Raw genomic sequence first — 22,686 nt, 5'->3', positions numbered from 1 at the left:
GCACGGGCGCAGGAGAGCGTGCCCCCGACCGCGGAGACCACCGTGCAGTTTTACGATTCGATGATTGAGCTTGTCGGCAACACCCCGCTGGTGCGGCTCAACAGCGTCACTCGAGGAATCCAGGCCACCGTCCTGGCGAAGGTCGAGTACTTCAACCCCGGAGGTTCGGTCAAGGACCGGATCGCCGTGCGGATGATCGAGGCCGCCGAGCAGTCGGGTGAGCTGCAGCCGGGCGGCACCATCGTCGAGCCGACCTCCGGCAACACCGGCGTCGGCCTGGCGATCGTGGCCCAGCAAAAGGGCTACAAGTGCATCTTCGTCTGCCCGGACAAGGTGTCCACGGACAAGATCAATGTGCTGCGGGCCTACGGCGCCGAGGTGGTGGTCTGCCCCACGGCCGTCGACCCCGAGCACCCGGACTCGTACTACAACGTCTCGGACCGCCTGGTGCGCGAGACGCCCGGCGCCTGGAAGCCCGACCAGTACAGCAACCCGAACAACCCGCGCTCGCACTACGAGACCACCGGCCCCGAGCTGTGGGAGCAGACGGACGGGCGGATCACCCACTTCGTGGCGGGCGTGGGCACCGGCGGCACGATCAGCGGCACCGGCCGCTATCTGAAGGACGCCAGTGAGGGCCGGGTCAAGGTCATCGGCGCCGACCCGGAGGGCTCGGTCTACAGCGGCGGCTCCGGGCGCCCGTACCTGATCGAGGGTGTCGGTGAGGACTTCTGGCCGACCGCCTACGACCGTACGGTCGCCGACGGGATCGTGGCGGTCTCGGACAAGGACGCCTTCCAGATGACCCGGCGGCTGGCCAAGGAGGAGGGCCTGCTGGTCGGCGGCTCCTGCGGGATGGCCGTGGTGGCGGCGCTGGAGGTCGCCTCGCAGCTCGGTCCGGACGATGTGGTGGTCGTGCTGCTGCCGGACAGCGGCCGGGGCTATCTGTCCAAGATCTTCAACGACGAGTGGATGGCCGACTACGGCTTCCTGGAGGAGGGCGGCACGGCTGCCCGGGTCGGCGATGTGCTCCAGCACAAGGAGGGCGCGCTGCCCTCGCTGGTGCACATGCACCCCGAGGAGACCGTCGGCGAGGCGATCGAGGTGCTGCGCGAGTACGGCGTCTCGCAGATGCCGATCGTCAAGCCGGGCGCCGGGCACCCCGACGTCATGGCCGCCGAGGTCGTCGGCTCCGTCGTCGAGCGCGAGCTGCTGGACGCCCTGTTCACCCAGCGGGCCTCGCTGACCGACCCGTTGGAGAAGCACATGTGCCCGCCGCTGCCGCAGGTCGGCTCCGGCGAGTCGGTCTCCGACCTGATGGCGGTCCTCGAAAACGCGGATGCGGCGATCGTCCTCGTCGAGGGCAAGCCGAAGGGCGTGGTGAGCCGGCAGGACCTGCTGGCCTACCTGGCGCGCGAGGCCGGCAAGTAGCGGAGGTCGGGGCGGTCGCTCGTGGGGGCGGCCGCCGCGGCCCGCGCTCTTGTCGCGGCGTCAAGTTGCCGTCAGGAAACGGGCCGACGCCGCAAGGTGTACGTATGCGTCATGTGCTGGCAGCACGGGCTTAACACTCGTCAGGCACATTGATGTGCACGGCGATACGGACCTCCGGAGCGGCTCCCGGACCTCCTCGATCGCCACCCGGATGCGACGACCGGCCCTGACCCGGAGCGCGTCCCTTGCGGGGACCGCCGTCGTCCCGCCCCCGGCTCCGGCCGGGGTGCGGCGGTCCCCGCAACACTTCCCCGCTTGACCTCAAGTGCGGTTGACGTATGAGGGTTGGCGCTCATGACGCACTTTCTGGATCTCGTCCACCCGCACGCCGGTACGGCGTTGATGAGCGAGTGGCTCACGGGCACCGCCGAGCGTTCGCGCGCGGCCGTCGACGCGGCGATCGACGAGTGGGCGGCGGCCGAGCCGCCCGCCGCGCTCCTCGCCCAGCATGTGTTCCTCTCCACGGACGGCGCCGGCCTGCTCTACTACGCCCAGTGGACCAGCGACGAGGCGCACCTGGCGTGGGCCCGCGCCCGCCGCCCCGCGATGGTCGGCCGCGTGGACGCGCTGGTGCCCGGTGTCGAGCGGCCGGGGCTCCACCGGACCCGCCTGCACCGCAGCGTGGTGCACGACGCGGGGCGGGAACCCGGTGTCCTGGTGGTCGCCACGACGGCGGCGGACCAGGCGGCGGGCGCCGTCAGGGCGGCGCCGGGCCTGCTCGCCGGGCACATCCATCTGACGGCGGACGGTGAGCGCGCGATCGTCGTCACGGAATGGACCGACGCCGCCGCGCATGAGGCGGCCGCCGCCGACGGCCCGGCCTTCAAGCGCTACACACTCCTTCACGCCTTCCGCGACGACCGCGCCGAGGACGCGGCCGGCGGGCCGGAGCGCTTCTGAGGGTCGGTCCCCGTCAGACCCACTCCCCGCCCCGGCGCTCGTCGCGCCGTCGCAGCAGTCGGCGGATGCCCACGCTGTGCACGGCGTTGACGGCGGCTATGCCGGCCCAGCACACCACCAGGCCCGGCAGCTCCGCGCTGCTCACGGCTATCGCGGAGAGCGGGACGGCCAGCACCAGCGAGAGGGCGGCGACCCCGAAGCGCTCCCAGAAGTCGCTGTTGCCGCTCTGCGCGGTATGCGGTGGCCGGGCGCCGCGCGCCACGTGCAGCTGCTGCTCGGCGAGCTGCCGCCGCACCCGCCGCTCCACGCTCTCGTCCAGCTTCTCCAGGAAGGACTCCACCAGCTCCGACTCGTACGCCGGGCCCAGCTCCTTGCGGGTCTGGAGGGTCGCGTCGAGTTCTTTGCGCAGTTCGGGGTCGTGTGTCGCCATGCTGATGAGGTTACGGACCCCAAGGGCGCGGCGCGGTAGGGCTAACCCCCCGATCCGGCGGGAGCCCTCCGCCCGTCGTCCGCCGCCGCGTCCGGGATGCGCGCGGTGTCGCGGCGGGCGGCCAGCCAGTACCCGACGGCCGGTACGGCGAGTCCGACCAGCCAGGAGACGTCGGCGCCGCCGAGCCGGGCCACCAGGGGACCGGTGTAGAAGTGCGTGGCCAGGAACGGGAGTTGGACGAGCACACCGAGGGCGTAGACGGTGAGCGCCCGGACGTTCCAGGCGCCGTAACGGCCGGTGGGGTCGCTGAGCGCGGGAATGTCGTAGCGCTCCTTGGAGATCAGGTAGTAGTCGACGAGGTTGATCGCCGACCAGGGAGTGAAGAAGGCCAGCAGGAAGAGCAGGAAGTCCTTGAAGGACGTCAGGAAGGAGTCCTTGCCCAGGAGGGCGACGGCGGTGCCGGCCACCATGATCCCGGCGATGTACGCCGAGCGCCCGCGCGGCGTCAGCGTGCGCTGCCCACGGAAGCCGCTGACGCTGGTGACCAGCGACATGAAGCCGCCATACGTGTTGAGGATGTTGATGGTGAGCTTGCCGAGGGCGATGACGAAGAAGAGGAACGAGGCGATCAGTCCGGTGCCGCCCAGGCCGACGACATAGCCGACCTCGTGGCCGACGAACGCGGTCGGCGCCGCGGCGGCCGCCAGTGCGCCGAAGGTCATCGACCACTGCGAGCCGAGCACCGAGCCGGACAGCGTCCACCAGAACGTGGCGCGCGCCGAGGTGTGCCGCGGCAGGTAGCGCGAGTAGTCCGCGACGTACGGGCCGAACGCCAGCTGCCAGGAGGCCGAGAGGGAGACCGCGAGCAGGAAGACCGGCAGCCCGAAGCGGTGGTCGGCCAGGAGCGCGCCGAGGTCGGCGTGCTGCGCCAGGCGGATGCCGAGGTAGACGAAGGTCAGTGCGCAGACCAGGCCGGCGATCTTGCCCAGGGTGTGGATGAGGCGGTAGCCGACGGCCGCGGCGAGGGCGGTGACCGCGGCGAAGAGCACGATCCCGGGTGTCTCGCCCAGGTGCGTCAGCTCGCCGACCGCCTGTCCGGCCAGCACGCTGCCGCTGGCGAAGAACCCGATGTACATCACGATGACCAGGGCGAGCGGCACCACCGCGCCGCGGACGCCGAACTGCGCCCGCGAGGTGATCATCTGTGGCAGTCCGAGCCGCGGTCCCTGCGCCGAGTGCAGCGCCATCACCGCACCGCCCAGGAGGTTGCCGAGCAGCAGCCCGACCAGCGACCAGAAGGCGTTCGCCCCGAAGACGACGGCCAGGGCGCCGGTGATGACGGCGGTGATCTGGAGGTTGGCGCCCAGCCAGAGCGTGAACTGGCTGACCGCGCTGCCGTGCCGTTCGTCGTCGGGGACGACGTCGATCGAGCGCCGTTCGACCACACCTGCCATGAGTGCCGCCTCGCCTTGTCGCATGTATGAGTTCATGCAGGATCGGCGTCTGTGAATGGAAGGTCAATGGGTGGGGCCGGAACGGCGGTGGGGATGTGGCGGCGGCCCGGCGCTCAGGCGGCGGCCGGCGGACCGTCCAGGGGCCGCAGCTCGTCCGCGTACGAGACCGAGACCCGCCGCATCAGCCCGTCCTCGGTGATGTCGTACTGGCCCAGGCGCCACAGCGGCGGCGAATAGGCGTGCACCGACACCGCGTCGTCGGTCGCGCCGGTGAGGCGGTGGATGTGCTCCGGCCCGAAGCAGAAGGAGGCGCCCGCGCCGACGGCGGTGGCCGGATGCTCCCCGCCGATCCGGGGGTTGGACTCGGTCAGCACCCCCTGGACGACCCGGACCGCCCCCGAGGACAGGTCGTGGTCGTGCCAGCCGGTGTCGTTCTGCCGGGTCCAGCACAGCAGCCACACGTCGACGAACTCGTCGCGGTACAGGGACGCGTAGTGCCGCTCGGTGTCGGAGAACGCGACCTGCTCGCGCCACAGGTCCGGGCGGGCCGCGAGGTGGTCGACCAGGGACCGCAGCTCGCGCTTGTCGAGGTTGCGCTCGGGCAGCGTGGCGAACGGCTGCTCGCCGTCGGGGACCTCACGGGCGGCGTCGGCCTGGGAGGCGGCGGACGTCATGGGCGGGCTCCTCTCGTCGGGCCCAGCAGGCGGGCCGGGTTGGCGGTGCGCAGGGCGTGGACGGCGGCGTCCGCGCCGAGGTCGGGGAGGACGGGGGCGGCATAGGGGCGGTCGCTGCCGCTGACGACGACGTCGATGCCGACGGCTCGTACGAGGGCGTCCACCGCGCGGGTCCCGTACGAGGACGTCTCGTAGAAGGCGCCGTGGTCCACCCGGCCGCGGTCCCGCCCGCCGCCGCGGGCCACCAGCCGCTCGCCGTGCAGCGGCGCCAGGCCCGCCAGCGCCGCGAAGCAGACCCGCAGATCCGGATGGCGCGGCCGGCCGAAGGCGCGGAAGGCGAACCAGGAGGCGTGCATCTGCTGGACGTACGGCACGAGCGCGGGCCACCAGGTCGGTGCGAGGCCGTCGGCGGACGGGGTGGCGCCGGGGTGGACGAAGAGCGGTTTGCCCAGCTCGGCGGCGACGTCCAGCAGCGGCGCGCAGCGGGCCCAGCCGTCGGCGTCGAGCAGCGCGGTGGCCGGGAGCTGCAGCCCCGCGCAGCCGCGGGCCAGCTCGCGCCGCAGCGCGGCGGTGTCCGGTTCGGGGGCGGACAGGCAGGCCGAGGCCCAGACGCCGAAGGGGGCGGGCAGCTCCAGCGCGCCGTCGTGGAACGCGGCCAGCAGCGGCGCGGCCTCCTCCGGCGGGAGGTACTCGATGCCGAGCGGGCTGGAGAGCGACACCAGGGCGAGGTCGAGGCCGTCGGCGCGGGCGAGGGCGGTGCGGGCCGCGATGTCGTGGTCGGCGGGGTCGACGGCGTACGGCGGCTCACCGGGCAGGTGCAGCGTCCAGCCGTCCAGCCGCGGCGGTGCGCTGCGGGCCCGCAGCAGTGCGCGGAACGCGGGGGGCCAGATGTGCTGATGGACGTCGGTGGGCACCGTCGGCGACCTCCTCAACCGCTTCACTTAACCGCTTAACTGATGCGATTAAGTGAAGCGGTTAACCGACTGGGCTGTCAAGAGAACGACGGGTCCGCCCGAGCCCGCGGCCCGCCTCGTACGCGGGATGCGACCGCCTCCTTGGGTAGGCTTCCGGACATGGCCAGGCCCAATAAGCGCACCACCCTCCGCGAGGTGGCCGAGGCCACCGGACTCTCCACCGCCGCCGTCTCCTACGCGCTGCGCGGCAAGCACGTCTCCAAGGAGACCGAGGAGCGGGTGCGCAAGGCCGCCGCCGACCTCGGCTACGAGGCGGACCCGATCGCCCGCGCCCTGGCCAGCGGCCGCACCAGTACGGTCGGCGTGCTCGCCGGAGACCTGCAGGACCTGTGGCAGCAGCAGCTGATGGCCGCCATAGGGCGCGAACTGCTGGCCGGCGACCGCTATGCGCTCATTCTCGACGCGGGCGGCGACCCCGAGCGTGAGCTCGCTCTCGCCAAGCAGCTGCGCGACCAGCGCGTCGACGGCCTGTTGGTCTCGCCCGTCGACCCCTCCGCCGAAGGCTGGTCGAAGATCGCCGAAGCTGTGCCGGTGGTCTCCATCGGCGACGCCCTGAGCCGGGCGCGCACCGCCGGCGAGGTGCTCTTCGACAACCGCGCCGGCATCGATGCGGTGCTGGACTACCTCCGCGGCCTGGGCCACCGCCGTGTCACCGTACTGACCCCCACCGGTCCCTCCACCCCCGACCGCCCCGCCGACGTCTACGTCCGCGAGGCCGCCGACCGCCTCGGCATCGAGGTCGAGGTCCTGCCCTGCGCCCAGGAGCTGGGCGAGGCCACCGCCGTCGCCCGCCGGGTGCTGACCGGTGACCCGGACGGCCGCCGGCGCCGCGCGTCCCGTCCCACCCCGCCCACGGCCGTCTTCTGCTTCTCCGACTCCATCGCCTACGGCGTCTACGCGGCCGCCGCCGAGGCTTCCTTGGCCGTCGGCCGCGACCTGTCCGTCGTCGGCTTCGACGACCACCCCGTCTCCCGGGTCCTCACCCCGCCCCTGACCACCGTCGACTGGGGCCTGACCGAGATCGCCAAGGAGGCCGCCCGCCTCGCGGTCGCCGCCATCGAGGGCCGGCGGGTTCGCCGCAAGCGCATCCTGTGCGCCCCGCGGCTGTCCGAGCGGGGCTCGGCGCTGCGCGCGGCCGAGCCGGGCTGATCGGACACCCCCTAGGGGGAGCGGGTCGCCGCGGACCCCTCACCCCCGTCGCGCGTGCAGCATCAGCCAGTCGCGGTGGGTGCTCCAGCGGGTGTGGTCGGTCACCTCGAAGCCCGCGTCGGCCAGCAGCGCGGTGAACGGGGCGAGGCGGTGCCCGACGTACCAGCGCCGCAGCTCCGGCGCGTACGACACCGGCTCCCAGCCCTCGTCGTCGCCCTCCGCGAGGCTCAGCGCGAGCAGGCCGCCAGGCCGCACGACGCGGGCGAACTCGGCCAGTGTCAGGGGGACTTCGGGCCGCGGGACGTGCAGCAGGGCGGCCACGCACCAGACCGCGTCGACGACGGACGCGGCGAGCGGGAGCGCACGCATATCGGCCTGGACGAGGCCGGGGACGGCGTCGGCGGCGAGCATCTCGCGGGAGAGGTCGAAGCCGGTGGCGTTCAGGCCGCGGTCGCGCAGCAGCCGCGTCTGGTGCCCGGGCCCGCAGCCGACGTCCGCGACCCGGGCGCCCGGAGGCAGCAGGCCCGCGAGGTGGTCGGCCGCGGCCACCACCGGCGGCGGTGCCGAGCGCCAGCGTCGGGCGTAGTCGGCGGCGATGGCGTCGTAGGTCTCGCGGGTGGTGGCGGCTATGTCGGTCATGGCGGCACCTTAGGGCGCCCCCGCGGCCCCAAGCGCCCACCGCTCGCGAGGGGCATGCCGCGGGAGCAGACTGGTGCCGGGCGCTCCGGTAGCGTCGGAGCGCGGCGGCCGGTGGTCGGTCGGCGGGCGGATGGGCAGGTCCTCGATGAAGCGGTCCTCGGCGAGCGGTACGACGGCGGCGGGCGGATCGGCGGCGTCGGCGCCGAACGAGGGTGAGCGCGGCGAACAGGCTGCGCCGCAAGGGGAGGTGGCGGACCGCCTGGAGGCGCACCGCACCGAGCTGACCGGGTACTGCTACCGGATGCTCGGCTCGGCCTTCGAGGCCGAGGACGCCGTGCAGGAGACCATGGTGCGGGCCTGGCGCGCACACGACCGGTTCGAGGGGCGGTCCTCGCTGCGGTCCTGGCTCTACCGGATCGCCACCAACGTCTGCCTGGACCTGCTCAAGGGCAGTCAGCGCCGGGCCCGGCCGATGGACCTCTCCTCCCCGTCGAGTGTGGACACCCCGATCGGGACGGGGCTGCCCGAGGCGACCTGGATCGGACCGGTGCCGGACGAGCGGGTCCTGGCGTCCGCCGGGGACCCGGCCGAGACCGCCGTCGCCCGGGAGTCGATCCGGCTGGCGTTCGTCTCCGCGCTGCAGCGGCTGGCGCCCCGGCAGCGCGCGGTGCTGATCCTGCGCGAGGTGCTCAGCTGGTCGGCGGCCGAGGTCGCGGAGCTGCTGGGCAGTTCGGTCGCCTCGGTCAACAGTGCGCTGCAGCGGGCCCGGGCCACCCTCGCCGCCGGCGGTGAGTCCGCCGACGCACCGCCGCGCCCCCTGGACGACGCCCAGCGGTCGCTGCTCACGCGGTATGTCGACGCCTTCGAACGCTTCGACATGGACGCCCTGACGGCTCTGCTGCACGAGGACTCCACGCTCTCCATGCCGCCCTACGAGCTGTGGTTGCGCGGCCGCGCGGACATCCTGAAGTGGCTGCTCGGACCGGGCTGCGGCTGCGAGGGCTCGCACCTGGTGCCGGTCGCGGCGAACGGCCGGCCGGCGTTCGGCCAGTACCGCGCGGACGGCTCGCCCTGGGCGATCCAGGTCATCGAGACGGAGGGCGGGCACGTCACCGCCCTGCAGTCCTTCCTCGACACCGAGCGGCTCTTCCCGCTCTTCGGGCTGCCGCCGCGCTATGCCGGCCCGCCGGAGGGGGACCGGACACCGGCCGCGGCGGGCTCATAAGGCCCGCCGGCCGCCCGCGCCGCCTTTCTCAGGCCAGCTTGTGCTTCTTCAGCCAGGCGTCGGCCACCCGGTCCGGGTCCTGCTTCTCCTTGTCGACGAGGCGGTTGAGCTCGGTGAGGTGGGCGGTGGTGAGGGTGTTGCCGAGGCGGGCGAGGGCCTTGCGGACCTTGGAGTCGGCCTTGCGGGCGGCGATCAGCGGGACGATGTGCTGGGCGGGGATGAGGTGCTCGGGGTCCGCCAGCAGCACCCAGCCGTTCTCGGCGATGTCGACGTCGGTGGTGAAGACGTTGGCGACGTCGACATCGCCCTTCTTCAGCGCGCCCTTGACCAGCGGCCCGGACGAGTCCAGCGCCTTGAACTCCTTGAACTCCACGCCGTACACGTCCTTGAGCCCGACGACCCCGACCACCCGCTTCTTCATCTCGGCCGCCGCGCCGAAGACCAGCTCGCCGTCGACCTTGCGCAGATCGGCGAGCGTGCGCAAGCCGTACCGGTCCGCGGTCGCCCGGGTCACCGCGAAGGTGTCGCGGTCCTCGGCGGCCGCGTACGGGAGCACCTCCAGGCCGTTGGGGAGCACGGTGGCCAGCGCGTTCTGCATCGCGCCCGCCTCGGTCTCGGTGGCCTTGTGGTCGAGGTAGAGCAGCAGGCTGCCCTGGTACTCGGGGAGCAGGTCGATATCGCCGGAGCGCAGCGCGGGCACCACGATCTCGCGGGAGCCGAGGTTGGGCTTGACCGTGGTGCGCACACCGGCGGCGGACAGCACGCCCGCGTAGAGGTAGCCCAGGATCTGGTTCTCGGTGAAGTTGGCGGTGCCGATGGTCAGTCCGCCGCCGCTGCTGCCGCTGTCGCCGCCGGCGCCGTCCCCCTTGAGGGAGGTGATGCCGGAGGAGCAGGCGGCCAGCAGCGGGGCCGAGGCGCCGGCGAGGAGGGTGGTCAGGACGGTACGACGGTTCATGGGAGGGGCTCCTCGGGACGTACGTACGGGGGCGGGGCGGGGCGGGCGCTTCGCGAAGGCGGCGGGCGCTTCAGCGGGCGGTGGCCGGGCGGCCGCGGAACAGCAGCCGGGTCAGACCGCCCAGGGCCAGGTCGGCGAGGACGGCGAGCACGGCGACCAGGGCCGCGCCGCCGAGCACCTGCACCAGGTCGCGCTGCGCCAGGCCGTCGAAGACATAGCGGCCCAGCCCGCCGAAGCTGACGTAGGCGGCGATGGTGGCGGTGGCGACGACCTGCACGGTCGCCAGCCGGACGCCGGTCATGATCAGCGGGAGGGCGAGCGGGAGTTCGACCTGCCAGAGGATCTGGTGGCCGCGCAGCCCCACGCCCTTGGCCGCGTCCTTGACCTCCGGGTCGACCGCGGCCATCCCCGCGTAGGTATTGGTGATGATCACGGGCACCGCGAGCGCGACCAGCGAGACGTACACCGGCCAGACGCTCAGCCCGCCGGCGAGGAAGACCAGCGTGACCAGTCCGACGGTGGGCAGCGCCCGGCCGAAGGAGGAGAGGTTGACGGCGAGGAAGGCGCCGCGGCCGGTGTGCCCGATGAGCAGGCCGATCGGCAGCGCGATCACCGCGGCGGCGAGGGTGGCGAGCACCGAGTACTCCAGGTGCTCCAGGACGCGGGTGGCGATGCCCTCGGGGCCCGACCACTGGGCCGAACTGGTCAGCCAGGACGCGAGGTTCTTCAGGAGTTCGAGCATCGTCGGGTCACGCTCGCTTCCACAGCTTGAGGGCGGACGTCCGGGAGGTGCGGCCGCGCCGCCAGGGGGTGCACAGCCACTGGAGCGTCACCAGCAGGGCGTCGGCGACCAGGGCGAGCAGCAGGGTCAGCAGCACACCGGCGACGACCGGGGTGGGGAAGTTGCGCTGGAAGCCGTCGGTGAAGAGCTGTCCGAGGCCGCCGTAGCCGATGTAACTCGCGACGCTGACGAGGGAGATGGACATGACGGTGGCGACCCGTACGCCCGCCATGATCACCGGGAGGGCCAGCGGCAGTTCGACGGTGAGCAGGGTGCGCAGCGGCCGGGTCCCCATCGCCTTCGACGCCTCCCGGGCCTTGACCGGCACCGCGTCCAGCCCCTCGACGGTGTTCCGTACCAGCACGACCAGGGTGTACGCGGTCAGGCCGACGATCGCGGTGGTGCGGGTCAGCCCCGTGACCGGCAGCAGCAGGACGAAGAAGGCGAGGGAGGGGATGGTGTAGAGGATGTTGGAGGCGCCGAGGAGGAAGCCGCGCAGCGGCCGTACGCGGTGCGCGAGGACCGCCAGGGGCAGTGCGATCAGCAGCCCGAGGAGGACGGCGGGCACGGCGGTGGCCAGGTGGTCGAGGGTGAGCCGGGTCAGTTCGTCGGCGTGGTCGGGGAACCAGCCCCATTCGACGGTCATGCGGGGCGCTCCGTGGCCGGCACGGTCTTGAGCAGGGGGGCGCCCTCGGACGTGCCCGCGGCGGCCTGCGGGGTCGCCGTGGGCGGCGCCGCCCGGCCCGCCTCCGCGTGGCTGCGCTGCGCCCGGTGGTGGATCGCCTCCCGTGAGGTGACACCGGCCAGCACGCCGTCCGCGGTGACGCGGGCGACGGCGCCCGCCGGCGAGGACACCGCCTCGTTGAGTGCCGAGAGCAGCGAGTCGGTGTCGCGCAGCGGCCGTACGACCTCCAGGGCGGCCTCGCCGGCCGTACCGGAAGCGGGCAGCGCGTCGGTGTCCAGCCAACCCAGCGGTTCGCCGCGCGGGGAGGTCACCAGGCGCCAGCGGTCGCCGTCGCGGGATATCGCGCCGACCGGCTCGTCCGCGCGTATCGCCCGGCCCGGCGCGTGCGGGACCTGGGCGAGGCTGGTGAGGGTGAGCAGCTTCAGACCGCGTTCGGCCCCCAGGAAGTCGGCGACGAAGTCGTCGGCGGGGCGGGCCAGCAACTCGGCGGGCTCGGCGCACTGGACGAGCCGGCCGCCGGTGCGGAAGACCGCGATCCGGTCGCCCAGGCGGACCGCCTCGTCGATGTCGTGGGTGACGAAGACGACGGTCTTGCGCAGCTCCTCCTGGAGCCGCAGCAGCTCGTTCTGGAGCTGGGTGCGCACGACCGGGTCGACGGCGCCGAAGGGCTCGTCCATCAGCAGCACGGGCGGGTCGGCGGCGAGCGCCCGGGCCACGCCGACGCGCTGCTGCTGGCCGCCGGAGAGCTGGTGCGGATAGCGCTTTCCGGCGTCCGAGGGCAGCCCCACCAACTCCAGCAGTTCGGCGGCGCGGGCGCGGGCCCTGCGTCTGCCCCAGCCCAGCAGCAGCGGGACGGTCGCGATGTTGTCGAGGATCGTACGGTGAGGGAAGAGACCGGACTGCTGGATGACGTAGCCGATACCGCGGCGCAGCTCGGCGGCGTCCGCCTCCAGAATGTCGCGGCCGCCGACGCTGATCGTGCCGGACGTCGGCTCGACCATGCGGTTGACCATCCGCAGGGTCGTCGTCTTGCCGCATCCCGACGATCCGACGAGGACGGTGACGTCGCCCTCGGGGAGATCCAGGGTCAGTTCGTCCACGGCGGTGGTGCCGTTCGGGTACCGCTTGCTGACTGCGTCGAACTTGATCATCCGCTGCCCCTTGCCCAGCCTGCATAGTGTCATGCAGAGTCTTAGGTGCGTGAATAGAAGTCAATAGGCGGGACTAAACAACCTGCTACATCGCGTCTTACCGCGTGCTACTCATGAGTTATTGCTTTTATGTCGCCGGTTATCGCCCAATGCTTCGACTCACCGTACGGAATGTGGTGTCGGACTTCGGTCCACAAAGAGCGTTATAAGAGGGAGTTGAGCCCCTTGCTTTCCCGCATGCTGGACAACGGCCGACGAGCCGGGACGCGTATCGCACTCGACGGCACCGGTTTGCACACCGCCGATATCGCCGCCCTCGCGGAGCGCACCGCACGCCCCGCCCCGCCCGACCCCAAGGCCCTGGCCCGCGCCGCGGATTCCTGGGACACCGCCCGCCGCCTCGCCGCGACCGGACGGGTCTACGGCCGCAGCACCGGCGTCGGCGCGAACCGCACGGAGGACGTGGGGGCCGCCGACGCCGCACACGGACTCCGGCTGCTGCGCAGCCACGCCGGCGCCATCGGCGACCCGCTGCCCGCCCGCGAGGTCCGCGCCATGCTCGCGGTCCGCGCCAATCAGCTGCTGGCGGGCGGCGCCGGCCTCAACCCCGCCGTCATCACCGCGCTCCTGGACGCGCTGGACTCCGGCGCCCACCCCGTCGTCAACGAACACGGTGCGGTCGGCACCGGCGACCTGGCCGCGCTCGCCCAGACCGGCCTCGCGCTGGCCGGCGAACACCCCTGGCACTGCACGCCCGGAGCCCGGCCCCCGGCCCCCGTCGCCCTGGACAACAACGACGCCCTCGCGCTGATCAGCAGCAACGCCCTCACCCTCGGTCAGTCCGCGCTGGCCCTGGACGAGATGCGCCGGCTGCTGGCCGCCGCGCTCCCCGTCGCCGCGCTCTCCCTCCTGGCCGTCGGCGGCTCCCACGAACCCTTCGCCGAACCGGTCATGCTCGCCCGCCCGCACCCCGGCTCCGCGGCCGCCGCCGCCCGGATGCGCACTCTGGCCGGCATACCGGTCCGTCCCACGGCGCCCCTCGGCCGCATCCAGGATCCGTACGGTTTCCGCTGCATCCCGCAGATCCACGGGCCCGCGCTGGACGCCGCCGACACCCTGGACCACGTGCTGACCGTCGAGGTGAACGCCGCCGCCGAGAACCCGCTGATCAGCATCGAGGACCAGGCCGCCTACCACCACGGCAACTTCTACGCCGCGCACGCCGCGCTCGCCCTGGACACCTTCCGGCTCGCCGTCCTGCAGACCGCCCGCCTGTCCACCGCCCGCCTCGCCGCGCTCTCCGAACCGGACTTCACCCGGCTGCGGCCCTTCCTGGGCGACGCCTCCGCGGCGAGCTCCGGCGTGATGATCCTCGAATACGCGGCGGGCGCCGCCCTCGGCGAGATGCGCGCCGTCTCCCATCCGGCCTCGCTCGGCCACGCCGTGCTCTCCCGCGGCGTCGAGGAACAGGCCAGCTTCGCCTCCCTGGGCGCCCGCCAGACCCTGCGAGCCTGCACGTACTACCGCCAGGTCCTGGCCTGCGAACTGGTGGCCGCCCTGCGCGCCCTGCGCATGCGCTCCCTCGAACCCGAGCCCGCACTGCCCCTGGCCACGGCCTACGCCCTCGCGGCGGACGCCCTCGACCCCCGGATGGAGGACCGTCCGCTGACGGACGATGTGGCCGTGGCGGCGGGGCTGCTGGACGCGCTGGCACAGGTGTGAGGGGCGCCCGGGCGCGGCCCCGGGCGGTCGGGCCGATCCGGGGCGCGGGGGAGCGCCCCGAAGGCCTCCGCGAGCCGGGACGGCATGCGACCGCGGCCGGATTGCGACGCGTACCGCGGCCCGGTGTGCGCAAGAAGTTCCGTACAGTCGGTCGACACAGGACAAGGCCCCCCACCGGGCCGGGAAGAAGAGGCGATGAGCGGGGACGGGGAGAACGCCGGCGGCACCGGCACCGGCGGCGCGGCCGAGAGCCGGCCGGCCGGCACGACGACGGAGCGGGAGCCGGCCGGGACGGCACCGGCCGGGCAGGCGCGGCCTGCCAAGGCCGGCGCCGCCGAGGGCGCGGACACCGGCACCGCCGCCCGCCTCCAGAAGCTCTTCGAAGGCCACCGGCTGACACCCACCCAGCGCCGGATCGCCCACTGCATGGTGCGCCGGGCCGCCGACGCGCCCTTCCTCTCCAGCGTCGAACTGGCCGAACTGGCCGGCGTCAGCCAGCCGTCGGTCACCCGCTTCGCCGTCGCCCTCGGCTTCGACGGCTATCCGGCGCTCCGCCGCCATCTGCGCGAGGTCGCCCCCACCGGCAAGCGCGGCGACACCGGCACCGCCAACGAGTACCAGCAGGCCGTCGAGGCGGAGATCGACAACCTCCGCCAGCTGGCCGCCGCCCTCGCCGACCCGTCGCCGGTGATCGAGGCCGGCCGGCTCTTCGCCGCCTCCCGCCCGCTGCCCGTCCTCGGCCTGCGCGCCGCCACCGCCCAGGCCGCCGGCTTCAGCTACTTCGCCCGCAAGGTCCACCCCGACGTCCGCCTCCTGGACGAGGGCGGCACCATGCTCACCGACCGCATCGACGCCGCCGTACGCGCCGGCGCCAGTGCCCTGCTCTGCTTCGCCCTGCCCCGCCACCCCCGCGAGGTCCTCGACGCCCTCGCCTACGCCCGCACGGCCGGCCTGACCGTCGTCACCGTCGCCGACAGCGCCTTCGCCCCCGTCGCCCACCACACCGACCTGCTGCTGCCGGCCCCCGTCGGCACCGGACTGGCCTTCGACACCGCCTGCGCCCCCATGCTCCTGGGCCGCGTCCTGCTGGAGGCGATGTGCGACGCCCTCCCGGACGCCCAGGCCCGCCTGGAGGAGTTCGACGCGAAGGCTGCGGCGCGGGGGCTGTTCGTGGAGTGAGGGCGGGGCCTGGGACCTCGCGCCGTCTCAGGGAATCCTCATCCGGACCGGCTACGCTCCGGCGCCGATGGCGGTGTGCCGCCGGGGCGTGCCGCCGTACGGGCACCGGGCGACGCGAGGGCGTTCGCCGGCGTACGGGCACGACACGGCGGCCGGATGTCCCGGATGGTCTTCGGGGTGAGGAGGTCTGTCGTGGGGCGCGGGGCGTATGCGCTGGCGCGGGTCGCGGTGGTGGTGCGGGCGCCGGCCGGCTGGCTGTGGTGGCCGGGGCTGCTGGCCGCGGGGATCGGCGCGCTGGTGCCGGGGCCGACCGGGCGGGCGATCGGGCTGCCGGCGGGGGCGGCGCTGTTCGTGATCGCGGCGTTCGGGGTGTTCGCGGTGCGTCGGGGGCGGTATACGGCGCTGGCGCGCGGGGCGTCGCGCGCCGGGAAGGCCGTCGTCCTGCAGGACCGTTCGGTCACCATCCGGGTCTGGCGGCGGGCGCACCGCTGGTGGCTGCTGTCGGCCTTCCTGGCGGCGGTCGGCTCGTCGTTCGCCCTGCCGGCGGCCGGTGGTCTGCTGATGGCCGGGGCGGCGCTCGGGCTCTGGGCCAAGGCCCTGTGGCTGGGCCACTGGGAGCGGGAGCACGAGGCGCTGCTGTGGGTGCGTACGGAGTCCGCCCGGCGGGGCGGCGCCGCGGGCAAGGAGGTCCGCGGATATGTGCTGACCGGGCTGGCGGCCGGGGACGCCCGAGCCGGGGGAGCGCGGGCAGGAGGCGCGCGAAGCCAGAGCGCGCGGGGCGGAGCGGCACGGGCGGCGCGGGCCGGCCGGTGACGAGGGGCGGCGGGCGGCGCGGGCGCGCCGACGAGGAACGGTGGCGGGCCGGGCGGGCCGGCCGCTGAGGAGCGGCGGTGGGCGGCTCCCTCGCCCGCTCCTCCTTACTCGTTCCCGAGGTCGCGCAGCGCCTCCGTGTGCGCGCCGCCGCTCTCCGCCGTGAGCTCCTCCAGCGTCTGCGGGGTGCGGATGGTCGCGAACCGGACGGTGCCGTCGGGGGCGGCCGCATAGCCGTGGATCCCCGGGCGGGGCAGCGAGTTGTAGGCGAAGTGGGTGGAGAAGTAGTACGCGCCGGTGTCCAGGAGGGCGGCGTGGTCGCCGGACTCCAGCAGGGGCAGCGGGCGGTTCTCGGCGACCAGATCGCCCGCGAAGCAGCACGGCCCCGCGATGTCCTGCGCGACCGGCTCGCCCGTCTTGGGGCGGCCCTCGACGTCGTACGCCGCGACCCTGAGCGGCCAGGCCTCGGGCACGAAGACCGTGCGGGTGGCGACCTGGGCGCCGGCGTGGGTGACCGCGATGGGGCGGCCGCCCGCCGACTTGGCGTACTCGACGCGGGCGAGCACCGTGCCGTGCTTGGCCAGCAGCGAGCGGCCGAACTCGGTGACCAGGCCGTAGCGGCCGGACAGCAGCCCGGGGACGGCCGAGCGCAGCAGCGCGACGTACTCGCGGTAGGTCGGGGCGGTGGTGTCCGACGAGAAGTTGACCGGCAGACCGCCACCGATGTCGAGGGTGTCGACCTGGCGCCGGCCGGCCCGGTCGTTGATCTCCTCGGCGAGCTCGTACAGGCTCCGCACGCCCGTCGCCATCAGCGCCAGCGGCATGCCCTGGGAGCCGACGTGGGCGTGCAGCCGGGTCAGCCACGGGCGGTCGAGGAAGGCGCGTACGACCCAGTCGCGGGCACCCTCGTCGCGCAGCGCGACCCCGAACTTCGAGGTGTCGGTGGCGGTGCTCATCGCCCCGATGCTGCCGCCGCCGATCTGGGGATTGACCCGCAGGCCGATGGGGGCGGTGCCCGGCGCGGCGGCCAGCAGCCCGTCGATACGGGCCAGTTCCTCGGGGTTGTCGGCGTTGACGGCGATCCCCAGGGCCAGCGCCTCGCGCAACTCGGCGGTGGTCTTGGCGGGCGAGTCCAGGACCGTGCGGGCGGCCGGCACCCCGGCGGCGCGGGCCAGTGCCAGCTCACCGGGGCTGGCCACCTCGCAGCCGAGCCCCTCCTGCGCGAGCAGCCGCAGTACGGGCACCAGCGAGGCGGCCTTCACCGCGAACGCATGCAGGACCGGAGTGCCGGGCGCGGTGAACTCCGCGAAAGCGGCACGGAGTTCTCTCGCCGCCCGGCGGATCCCGGCCACGTCCAGCAGCCCGGCGACGGGCTCGCCGGCCCCCACCAGCCCCTGCGCGACGGCTGCCCGTACGGCACGGTCTCGGTCCGTGAAGCTCATGCCCCAAGTGCACCATTGGCCAGGGCGCCCGCGCCATCGCATACCGGCCTGCGGCGGGGTGTGCGAGACCGTATTCGGCCGCGCGGACGCCTGCGTCGGACGGCGCGGGTGGTGCTGTCGGACGGTGCGGGTGCGGCTGTCGGACGGTGCGGGTGGTGCGTCAGACGGTGCGGGTGCCGCCCGCGCTCGCCTTGCGGTGGCGTTCGGTGAGCCGGGAGCCGGACTCGCGGCGGGCGGCGCGGCGCAGCAGGGGTATGGCGAGCAGGAAACCCGCAACCGCCCAGGCGGCCAGGACGAGGGCCACCGTCGGCAGCTCCCAGGAGCCGGCCGGTTCCGCGGCGCGTGCGGCGTCCGGCAGCAGGGCCGAGCGCAGCCCCTGCGCCATCCACTTGAGCGGGAAGACCGAAGCGATCTTCTGGACCAGTGCCGGCATGGAGGAGAGCGGGAACATCGCGCCCGAGGTGACCAGCAGCCCCATCGCGGGCAGCATGATCAGCGCAAGCGCCTCGCGCGGGTTGGGCAGCACGGCACCGATGGCCGCGCCCAGTGGCACGACGGCGAGCAGCCCGAGCGCACTGACCCACAGCAGCGTCAGCCAGTCGCCGGCGTCGTGCGGCAGCGGTCCGTCCACCAGCAGCGCTGCGGTGGTGAGGAGGAGCACCAGGGTGCCGAGGGCCATGGTGGCCACCAGCAGCGACTTGGCCACGAGATAGGCCGGTATACCGCCGGGGGTGGCGCGCAGCCGCAGCAGGGCGCCCTCCTCCCGCTCGGTCACCAGGATCTGCGGCAGGTTGATCAGCCCGATCTGGAACAGCAGATACGCGGCGAAGCCGGCGAGCGTCAGATGAGCCATGGGCGTGTGCGTGCCGGGCACGTCGCCGCTGATATAGCCGGCGAGCAGCAACGCCACGACGATGTTGACCAGATGGCCGCTCATCTCCTTGGGGTTGCGCAGGAGATGGCGCAGCTCGATCCCGCCGCGCTGAAAGCCGGCTCGCCAGTAGCGGCGGCGCGGGGCAGGCCCCGCCCCGGCCGGCCCGGTGCCGTTGGCGTGGGTGTTCCCGGCCGTCGTGCGGGTGCCGCCCCCTGCGGTCCCGCCCGCCGGTGCGCTCGGCTCGACGGCGGTGGCTGTGTGCGGTGCTGTGGTCACTTCTGTCCCCCTGTTTGTCGCGTGCCGCTCTTGCGGCGTGTGCCCCTCATGCGGCCCGCCGCTCCCCGTCCGGTGCCCCGCCCTCGGTACCGTTCCCGCCCTCGGTGCCGGCCCCGGCCGTGCCCTCGGGCGTCTCGTCCCGGTGCACCATGTGCAGGTAGGTGTCCTCCAGCGTCGGGCGGCGGACCTCCAGGTCGGGCACCGGTCCGCCGGTGTCGCGGTGGAGCTCCCACACCAGCCGGGACGGGTCGTCGGTGCGCTCGCGGCGGGCCGTGCCGTCGGGCGCCGTCCAGCGGACCTCGGCGTGCGCGGCGGCCCGCCGGGCCAGCTCCGTTGGGGTGCCGCAGGCCCGGATCCGGCCCTTGACCAGCATCGCTATGCGGTCGGCGAGCCGTTCGGCCTCCGCCAGATCATGCGTGGTCAGCAGGACCGTGACGCCCTCGTCGCGGGCCAGCCGCTCCACCAGGTCGTGGAAGTCGCGGCGGGCCTCCGGGTCGAAGCCGGTGGTCGGCTCGTCCAGGAAGAGGAGTTCGGGGCGGCCGACGATGGCGAGCGCCACGTCCAGGCGGCGGCGCTGGCCGCCGGACAGCCGGTCGACCTGCTGCCCGGCCTGCTCCGTGAGGCCGACCAGTTCCAGGAGCCCGGCCGGATCGCGCGGCTGCGGGTAGTACGCGGCGAAGTGCGTCAGCAGCTCGGCGACCTGCCAGCGGCGGTGGTCGCGCCAGGACTGCAGGACCAGCCCGATCCGGCCGCGCCAGGCGTCGTCGCCGCGCGCCGGGTCCGTCCCCAGGACGCCGACCTCACCGGCGGAACGCTGCCTGAAGCCCTCCAGGATCTCGACGGTGGTGGTCTTCCCGGCGCCGTTGGGGCCGAGCAGCGCGAAGATCTCGCCGCGGTGGATGTCCAGATCGACGCCGTGCAGCACGTCGGTGCCGCCGTACGACATCCGCATGTCGCGGGCCCGGATGACGGGCGGTGCGGCGGCCGGCGGGGCGCTCGGCGCCGGCTGTGCCGTCAGGTGTTCGGTCGTCGTCATCGGCCCGCCTCCGCGTGCTGCTGGTCGTGCCGGGGGGCCGAGGTCGCTCCCGCGGCGGATGGTGTCGGGGGTGTCGGCGCCGTCGTGGGACCCGCGCCCTCGACGATCGCGCGGAGCGCGGCCACATGGCCCTCGAATGCGGTGCGGCCGCGGCTGGTCAGCCGCACCTTGGTGCGGCGCTTTCGGCCGCCGCCCTCCTTGCGGATCTCCAGATATCCGGCCTCCTCCAGCGTGTGCAGCTGCTTGGAGAGCGCGGAGTCGCTCAGCGAGAGGCTGTCGCGGATGAAGGGGAAGTCGGCCCATTCCGTCGCGGCGAGCAGCGCCACCACCGACAGCCGGGTGGAGGGGTGGATCAGTTCGTCGAACCCGCTCGGGGTGCTCATCGGCCCACCTCTCCCTGGACGGCTCTCGCGCCGTGGGCACGCAGCGCGCCGGCCGCCCAGCGGTTGGCCGGTCCGACGAGCAGCACGAACGCGGCGGCCGAGACGGTGGCCTGGATGACATGGCCGAGCGGCAGCGCCAGCGACTCGACGACGTAGCCCGAGACCAGGATCGTCGCGAGGGTCACCGCCCCGCCCGCGAAGAAGGTGGCGAGCGAGCGCCAGCTGTGGCGCGAGCGGTGCAGCTGCACCCTGCTGCGGCGGTTGTGGAGCACCCCGAGGGTGCTGACCAGGACCACATACGCGGCGAGCACCAGCCAGAAGGCCCAGTCGGGGAGGTCGATCCCCCAGCTCGCGATGAAGATCCACATGATCGCGGCGATGGTGTACGTCGACCGGGCGTCGCCCTGCGCGCATCTTTCGACCTCGTCGTACACCCGCTCCTGCGGCACCCGGATCCGCTGCAGATCCTGCCAGGCCCGCTCGGCATCCACCTGCGTGTTCATGGTCATCGCCTCCCCAAGGCGGCCCGGACCGTTCGGCCGGGCGATCCCCGTTGCTCGTCCCCGTTTACTTTCCTACTGGGAAAGTTACCCCAGACTTTCCTGCCGGGCAAGTCGAATGTTCGACGTCCGGCCGCCGGGTCTCCCTCGCCTGCGCGGCCGGTTCGCGACGCTCGGACGGGTGGTCGACCGCGCCCTGTTGACTAGTGCTATTCAGTAGCGCCACTATGTGAATAGCTCAATCCATTCGAAGTCAGGGAGGCACGGCCCATGTCGGGACCGCGACCCGTGCGGGCAACGCGCGGTACGGAGCTGAGTACTCGGGGATGGCAGCAGGAAGCCGCGCTGCGCATGCTGCAGAACAACCTCGATCCGGAGGTGGCCGAACATCCGGACAAGCTCGTCGTCTACGGCGGCACGGGCAAGGCCGCCCGTGACTGGCGCTCCTTCGACGCGATGGTGCGCACCCTCACCACGCTCAAGCAGGACGAGACGATGCTCGTCCAGTCCGGCAAGCCGGTCGGCGTGATGCAGACCCACGAATGGGCCCCGCGCGTCCTGATCGCCAACTCCAACCTCGTGGGCGACTGGGCCAACTGGGAGGAGTTCCGCCGCCTGGAGGCCCTCGGCCTGACCATGTACGGGCAGATGACGGCCGGCTCCTGGATCTACATCGGGACACAGGGCATCCTGCAGGGCACGTACGAGACCTTCGCCGCCGTCGCGGCGAAGAAGTTCGGCGGCACGCTCGCCGGGACGATCACCCTCACCGCCGGCCTCGGCGGCATGGGCGGCGCCCAGCCGCTCGCCGTCACCATGAACGACGGCGTCGCGATCTGCATCGACTGCGACCCGCGTGCCATCGAGCGCCGGATCGAGCACCGCTACCTGGACGTGCGGGCGGACAACCTCCAGCACGCGCTCCAGCTGGCCGTCGAGGCCCGCGACCAGCGCAAGCCGCTGTCCATCGGACTGCTCGGCAACGCCGCGGAGCTGCTGCCGCAGATGCTCGCCGAGGGCGCGCCGATCGACATCGTCACCGACCAGACCAGCGCCCACGACCCGCTGTCGTACCTGCCGACCGGCATCGACTTCGCCGACATGGCCGACCACGCCGCCAAGGACCCGGCCGGCTTCACCACCCGCGCCCGCGAGTCCATGGCCAAGCACGTCGAGGCGATGGTCGGCTTCATGGACGCCGGCGCCGAGGTCTTCGACTACGGCAACTCCATCCGCGGCGAGGCCCAACTCGCGGGCTACCAGCGCTCCTTCGCCTTCCCGGGCTTCGTGCCCGCCTATATCCGCCCGCTGTTCGCCGAGGGCAAGGGGCCGTTCCGCTGGGCGGCGCTGTCCGGTGACGCACGGGACATCGCGGCAACCGACAAGGCGATCCTCGACCTGTTCCCGGAGAACGAGTCGCTGGCCCGGTGGATCAAGTTGGCCGGGGAGCGGGTCCACTTCCAGGGCCTGCCCGCACGGATCTGCTGGCTCGGCTACGGCGAGCGGGACAAGGCCGGCGAGCGGTTCAACGAGATGGTCGCCGACGGCACGCTGCGGGCGCCGCTGGCCATCGGCCGCGACCACCTCGACTGCGGCTCCGTCGCCTCGCCCTACCGCGAGACCGAGGCCATGAAGGACGGCTCGGACGCGATCGCCGACTGGCCGCTGCTCAACGCCATGGTCAACGTCGCCTCCGGCGCCTCCTGGGTCTCGCTGCACCACGGCGGCGGCGTCGGCATGGGCCGCTCCATCCACGCGGGCCAGGTGACCGTCGCCGACGGCACGCCGCTGGCCGGCGAGAAGATCCGCCGGGTGCTGACCAACGACCCGGGCATGGGCGTCATCCGGCATGTCGACGCGGGTTACGAGCGCGCCGACGAGGTGGCCGCCGAGCGCGGTGTCCGCATCCCGATGCGCGAGGGCGAAGGCGAGGGCGCGTGACCGCCTCGTTCCACG

General features: G+C 73.4%; 22 protein-coding genes. 8 read left to right on the top strand and 14 right to left on the bottom strand.

Translation table 11 applies throughout. The features are described 5' to 3' along the window. Positions 1-42 precede the first annotated feature (42 nt). Both WAB15_RS17095 and WAB15_RS17090 read left to right on the top strand, forming a co-directional pair. Complete coding sequence (locus WAB15_RS17095) at positions 43-1,431, top strand: cystathionine beta-synthase (RefSeq protein ID WP_399149755.1); 1,389 nt, start codon at positions 43-45, stop codon at positions 1,429-1,431. Between the two features lie 354 nt (positions 1,432-1,785). Continuing rightward, positions 1,786-2,391 (top strand): antibiotic biosynthesis monooxygenase, encoded by a 606-nt coding sequence (locus WAB15_RS17090; protein ID WP_407286776.1) that lies wholly within the window; start codon positions 1,786-1,788, stop codon positions 2,389-2,391. A gap of 13 nt (positions 2,392-2,404) precedes the next feature. Here the strand turns inward: WAB15_RS17090 and WAB15_RS17085 are convergent, their stop codons facing one another. From WAB15_RS17085 to WAB15_RS17070, 4 genes are all read right to left on the bottom strand, one after another. Further along, complete coding sequence (locus WAB15_RS17085) at positions 2,405-2,821, bottom strand: hypothetical protein (protein WP_399149753.1); 417 nt, start codon at positions 2,819-2,821, stop codon at positions 2,405-2,407. A 41-nt stretch (positions 2,822-2,862) separates the two neighbouring features. Then, on the bottom strand, positions 2,863-4,275 hold the full coding sequence (locus WAB15_RS17080; RefSeq protein ID WP_399149752.1) for a purine-cytosine permease family protein: 1,413 nt from the start codon (positions 4,273-4,275) through the stop codon (positions 2,863-2,865). Positions 4,276-4,388: 113 nt separating this feature from the next. Then, positions 4,389-4,949, bottom strand: coding sequence for a cysteine dioxygenase (locus WAB15_RS17075; protein ID WP_399149751.1), 561 nt, complete (start codon positions 4,947-4,949; stop codon positions 4,389-4,391). Beyond that, the gene (locus WAB15_RS17070) at positions 4,946-5,863 is read right to left on the bottom strand and encodes an amidohydrolase (protein WP_407286775.1); all 918 of its coding nucleotides are present in this window, start codon (positions 5,861-5,863) and stop codon (positions 4,946-4,948) included. Before WAB15_RS17070 ends, WAB15_RS17075 begins: the two co-directional genes overlap by 4 nt. A gap of 159 nt (positions 5,864-6,022) precedes the next feature. Between WAB15_RS17070 and WAB15_RS17065 the strand changes: the two genes are divergently transcribed. Beyond that, positions 6,023-7,072: a LacI family DNA-binding transcriptional regulator gene (locus tag WAB15_RS17065; protein ID WP_399149749.1), complete on the top strand. Its 1,050-nt coding sequence runs from the start codon at positions 6,023-6,025 to the stop codon at positions 7,070-7,072. Positions 7,073-7,111: 39 nt separating this feature from the next. Here the strand turns inward: WAB15_RS17065 and WAB15_RS17060 are convergent, their stop codons facing one another. Then, positions 7,112-7,711 carry a class I SAM-dependent methyltransferase gene (locus WAB15_RS17060; protein ID WP_407286774.1) on the bottom strand — a complete coding sequence of 200 codons (600 nt, stop codon included), beginning with the start codon at positions 7,709-7,711 and terminating at the stop codon, positions 7,112-7,114. Positions 7,712-7,856: 145 nt separating this feature from the next. On the opposite strand from WAB15_RS17060, the gene WAB15_RS17055 reads away from it, so the two are divergent. After that, complete coding sequence (locus tag WAB15_RS17055; RefSeq protein ID WP_407286773.1) at positions 7,857-8,936, top strand: sigma-70 family RNA polymerase sigma factor; 1,080 nt, start codon at positions 7,857-7,859, stop codon at positions 8,934-8,936. A gap of 28 nt (positions 8,937-8,964) precedes the next feature. Here the strand turns inward: WAB15_RS17055 and WAB15_RS17050 are convergent, their stop codons facing one another. The 4 genes from WAB15_RS17050 to WAB15_RS17035 all read right to left on the bottom strand — a co-directional run bounded on the left by WAB15_RS17050 (position 8,965) and on the right by WAB15_RS17035 (position 12,508). After that, positions 8,965-9,891: an ABC transporter substrate-binding protein gene (locus WAB15_RS17050; protein ID WP_399149746.1), complete on the bottom strand. Its 927-nt coding sequence runs from the start codon at positions 9,889-9,891 to the stop codon at positions 8,965-8,967. Positions 9,892-9,961: 70 nt separating this feature from the next. After that, positions 9,962-10,633 (bottom strand): ABC transporter permease, encoded by a 672-nt coding sequence (locus WAB15_RS17045; RefSeq protein WP_393487852.1) that lies wholly within the window; start codon positions 10,631-10,633, stop codon positions 9,962-9,964. A gap of 7 nt (positions 10,634-10,640) precedes the next feature. Continuing rightward, positions 10,641-11,318, bottom strand: a complete 678-nt coding sequence (locus WAB15_RS17040; RefSeq protein WP_399149745.1) for an ABC transporter permease — start codon at positions 11,316-11,318, stop codon at positions 10,641-10,643. Then, positions 11,315-12,508 carry an ABC transporter ATP-binding protein gene (locus WAB15_RS17035; protein WP_407286772.1) on the bottom strand — a complete coding sequence of 398 codons (1,194 nt, stop codon included), beginning with the start codon at positions 12,506-12,508 and terminating at the stop codon, positions 11,315-11,317. Before WAB15_RS17035 ends, WAB15_RS17040 begins: the two co-directional genes overlap by 4 nt. A 237-nt stretch (positions 12,509-12,745) precedes the next feature. Between WAB15_RS17035 and WAB15_RS17030 the strand changes: the two genes are divergently transcribed. The 3 genes from WAB15_RS17030 to WAB15_RS17020 all read left to right on the top strand — a co-directional run bounded on the left by WAB15_RS17030 (position 12,746) and on the right by WAB15_RS17020 (position 16,222). Further along, positions 12,746-14,230, top strand: a complete 1,485-nt coding sequence (locus WAB15_RS17030; RefSeq protein WP_407289242.1) for an aromatic amino acid ammonia-lyase — start codon at positions 12,746-12,748, stop codon at positions 14,228-14,230. A 195-nt stretch (positions 14,231-14,425) separates the two neighbouring features. Continuing rightward, positions 14,426-15,409: a MurR/RpiR family transcriptional regulator gene (locus WAB15_RS17025; RefSeq protein WP_399149743.1), complete on the top strand. Its 984-nt coding sequence runs from the start codon at positions 14,426-14,428 to the stop codon at positions 15,407-15,409. Positions 15,410-15,601: 192 nt separating this feature from the next. Further along, the gene (locus WAB15_RS17020) at positions 15,602-16,222 is read left to right on the top strand and encodes a hypothetical protein (protein ID WP_407286771.1); all 621 of its coding nucleotides are present in this window, start codon (positions 15,602-15,604) and stop codon (positions 16,220-16,222) included. 104 nt (positions 16,223-16,326) lie between these two features. On the opposite strand, the gene WAB15_RS17015 is transcribed toward WAB15_RS17020, so the two are convergent. The 5 genes from WAB15_RS17015 to WAB15_RS16995 form a co-directional block, all read right to left on the bottom strand. Further along, positions 16,327-17,661 (bottom strand): diaminopimelate decarboxylase, encoded by a 1,335-nt coding sequence (locus WAB15_RS17015; protein WP_407286770.1) that lies wholly within the window; start codon positions 17,659-17,661, stop codon positions 16,327-16,329. 160 nt (positions 17,662-17,821) lie between these two features. Then, positions 17,822-18,811, bottom strand: coding sequence for an ABC transporter permease (locus tag WAB15_RS17010; RefSeq protein WP_407286769.1), 990 nt, complete (start codon positions 18,809-18,811; stop codon positions 17,822-17,824). A gap of 46 nt (positions 18,812-18,857) precedes the next feature. After that, positions 18,858-19,763, bottom strand: a complete 906-nt coding sequence (locus WAB15_RS17005; RefSeq protein WP_407289241.1) for an ABC transporter ATP-binding protein — start codon at positions 19,761-19,763, stop codon at positions 18,858-18,860. A gap of 80 nt (positions 19,764-19,843) precedes the next feature. Continuing rightward, positions 19,844-20,230 carry a transcriptional regulator gene (locus tag WAB15_RS17000; RefSeq protein WP_393487864.1) on the bottom strand — a complete coding sequence of 129 codons (387 nt, stop codon included), beginning with the start codon at positions 20,228-20,230 and terminating at the stop codon, positions 19,844-19,846. After that, the gene (locus WAB15_RS16995; protein ID WP_407286768.1) at positions 20,227-20,733 is read right to left on the bottom strand and encodes a hypothetical protein; all 507 of its coding nucleotides are present in this window, start codon (positions 20,731-20,733) and stop codon (positions 20,227-20,229) included. The genes WAB15_RS17000 and WAB15_RS16995 overlap by 4 nt, the downstream gene beginning before the upstream one ends. Positions 20,734-21,000: 267 nt before the next feature. Between WAB15_RS16995 and hutU the strand changes: the two genes are divergently transcribed. Beyond that, positions 21,001-22,671: a urocanate hydratase gene (gene hutU, locus WAB15_RS16990; protein WP_407286767.1), complete on the top strand. Its 1,671-nt coding sequence runs from the start codon at positions 21,001-21,003 to the stop codon at positions 22,669-22,671. Positions 22,672-22,686 lie beyond the last annotated feature (15 nt).

Origin of the sequence: Streptomyces sirii (assembly GCF_045690365.1) — a bacterium.
Lineage (GTDB): Bacteria > Actinomycetota > Actinomycetes > Streptomycetales > Streptomycetaceae > Streptomyces > Streptomyces sirii.
Note: the sequence above shows the minus strand (reverse complement) of the source record. Positions and strands in the feature narration are given on the sequence as shown.

Coding starts and splice junctions, on each gene's coding strand:
- WAB15_RS17025 (WP_399149743.1), top strand. CDS start 14,426: ATGAGCGGGGACGGGGAGAACGCCGGCGGCACCGGCACCGGCGGCGCG.
- WAB15_RS17035 (WP_407286772.1), bottom strand. CDS start 12,508: ATGATCAAGTTCGACGCAGTCAGCAAGCGGTACCCGAACGGCACCACC.
- WAB15_RS17080 (WP_399149752.1), bottom strand. CDS start 4,275: ATGGCAGGTGTGGTCGAACGGCGCTCGATCGACGTCGTCCCCGACGAC.
- WAB15_RS17000 (WP_393487864.1), bottom strand. CDS start 20,230: ATGAGCACCCCGAGCGGGTTCGACGAACTGATCCACCCCTCCACCCGG.
- WAB15_RS17055 (WP_407286773.1), top strand. CDS start 7,857: ATGAAGCGGTCCTCGGCGAGCGGTACGACGGCGGCGGGCGGATCGGCG.
- WAB15_RS17075 (WP_399149751.1), bottom strand. CDS start 4,949: ATGACGTCCGCCGCCTCCCAGGCCGACGCCGCCCGTGAGGTCCCCGAC.
- WAB15_RS17005 (WP_407289241.1), bottom strand. CDS start 19,763: ATGCGGATGTCGTACGGCGGCACCGACGTGCTGCACGGCGTCGATCTG.
- WAB15_RS17030 (WP_407289242.1), top strand. CDS start 12,746: ATGCTGGACAACGGCCGACGAGCCGGGACGCGTATCGCACTCGACGGC.
- WAB15_RS17065 (WP_399149749.1), top strand. CDS start 6,023: ATGGCCAGGCCCAATAAGCGCACCACCCTCCGCGAGGTGGCCGAGGCC.
- WAB15_RS16995 (WP_407286768.1), bottom strand. CDS start 20,733: ATGAACACGCAGGTGGATGCCGAGCGGGCCTGGCAGGATCTGCAGCGG.
- WAB15_RS17085 (WP_399149753.1), bottom strand. CDS start 2,821: ATGGCGACACACGACCCCGAACTGCGCAAAGAACTCGACGCGACCCTC.
- WAB15_RS17090 (WP_407286776.1), top strand. CDS start 1,786: ATGACGCACTTTCTGGATCTCGTCCACCCGCACGCCGGTACGGCGTTG.
- WAB15_RS17050 (WP_399149746.1), bottom strand. CDS start 9,891: ATGAACCGTCGTACCGTCCTGACCACCCTCCTCGCCGGCGCCTCGGCC.
- WAB15_RS17040 (WP_399149745.1), bottom strand. CDS start 11,318: ATGACCGTCGAATGGGGCTGGTTCCCCGACCACGCCGACGAACTGACC.
- WAB15_RS17015 (WP_407286770.1), bottom strand. CDS start 17,661: ATGAGCTTCACGGACCGAGACCGTGCCGTACGGGCAGCCGTCGCGCAG.
- WAB15_RS17060 (WP_407286774.1), bottom strand. CDS start 7,711: ATGACCGACATAGCCGCCACCACCCGCGAGACCTACGACGCCATCGCC.
- WAB15_RS17045 (WP_393487852.1), bottom strand. CDS start 10,633: ATGCTCGAACTCCTGAAGAACCTCGCGTCCTGGCTGACCAGTTCGGCC.
- hutU (WP_407286767.1), top strand. CDS start 21,001: ATGTCGGGACCGCGACCCGTGCGGGCAACGCGCGGTACGGAGCTGAGT.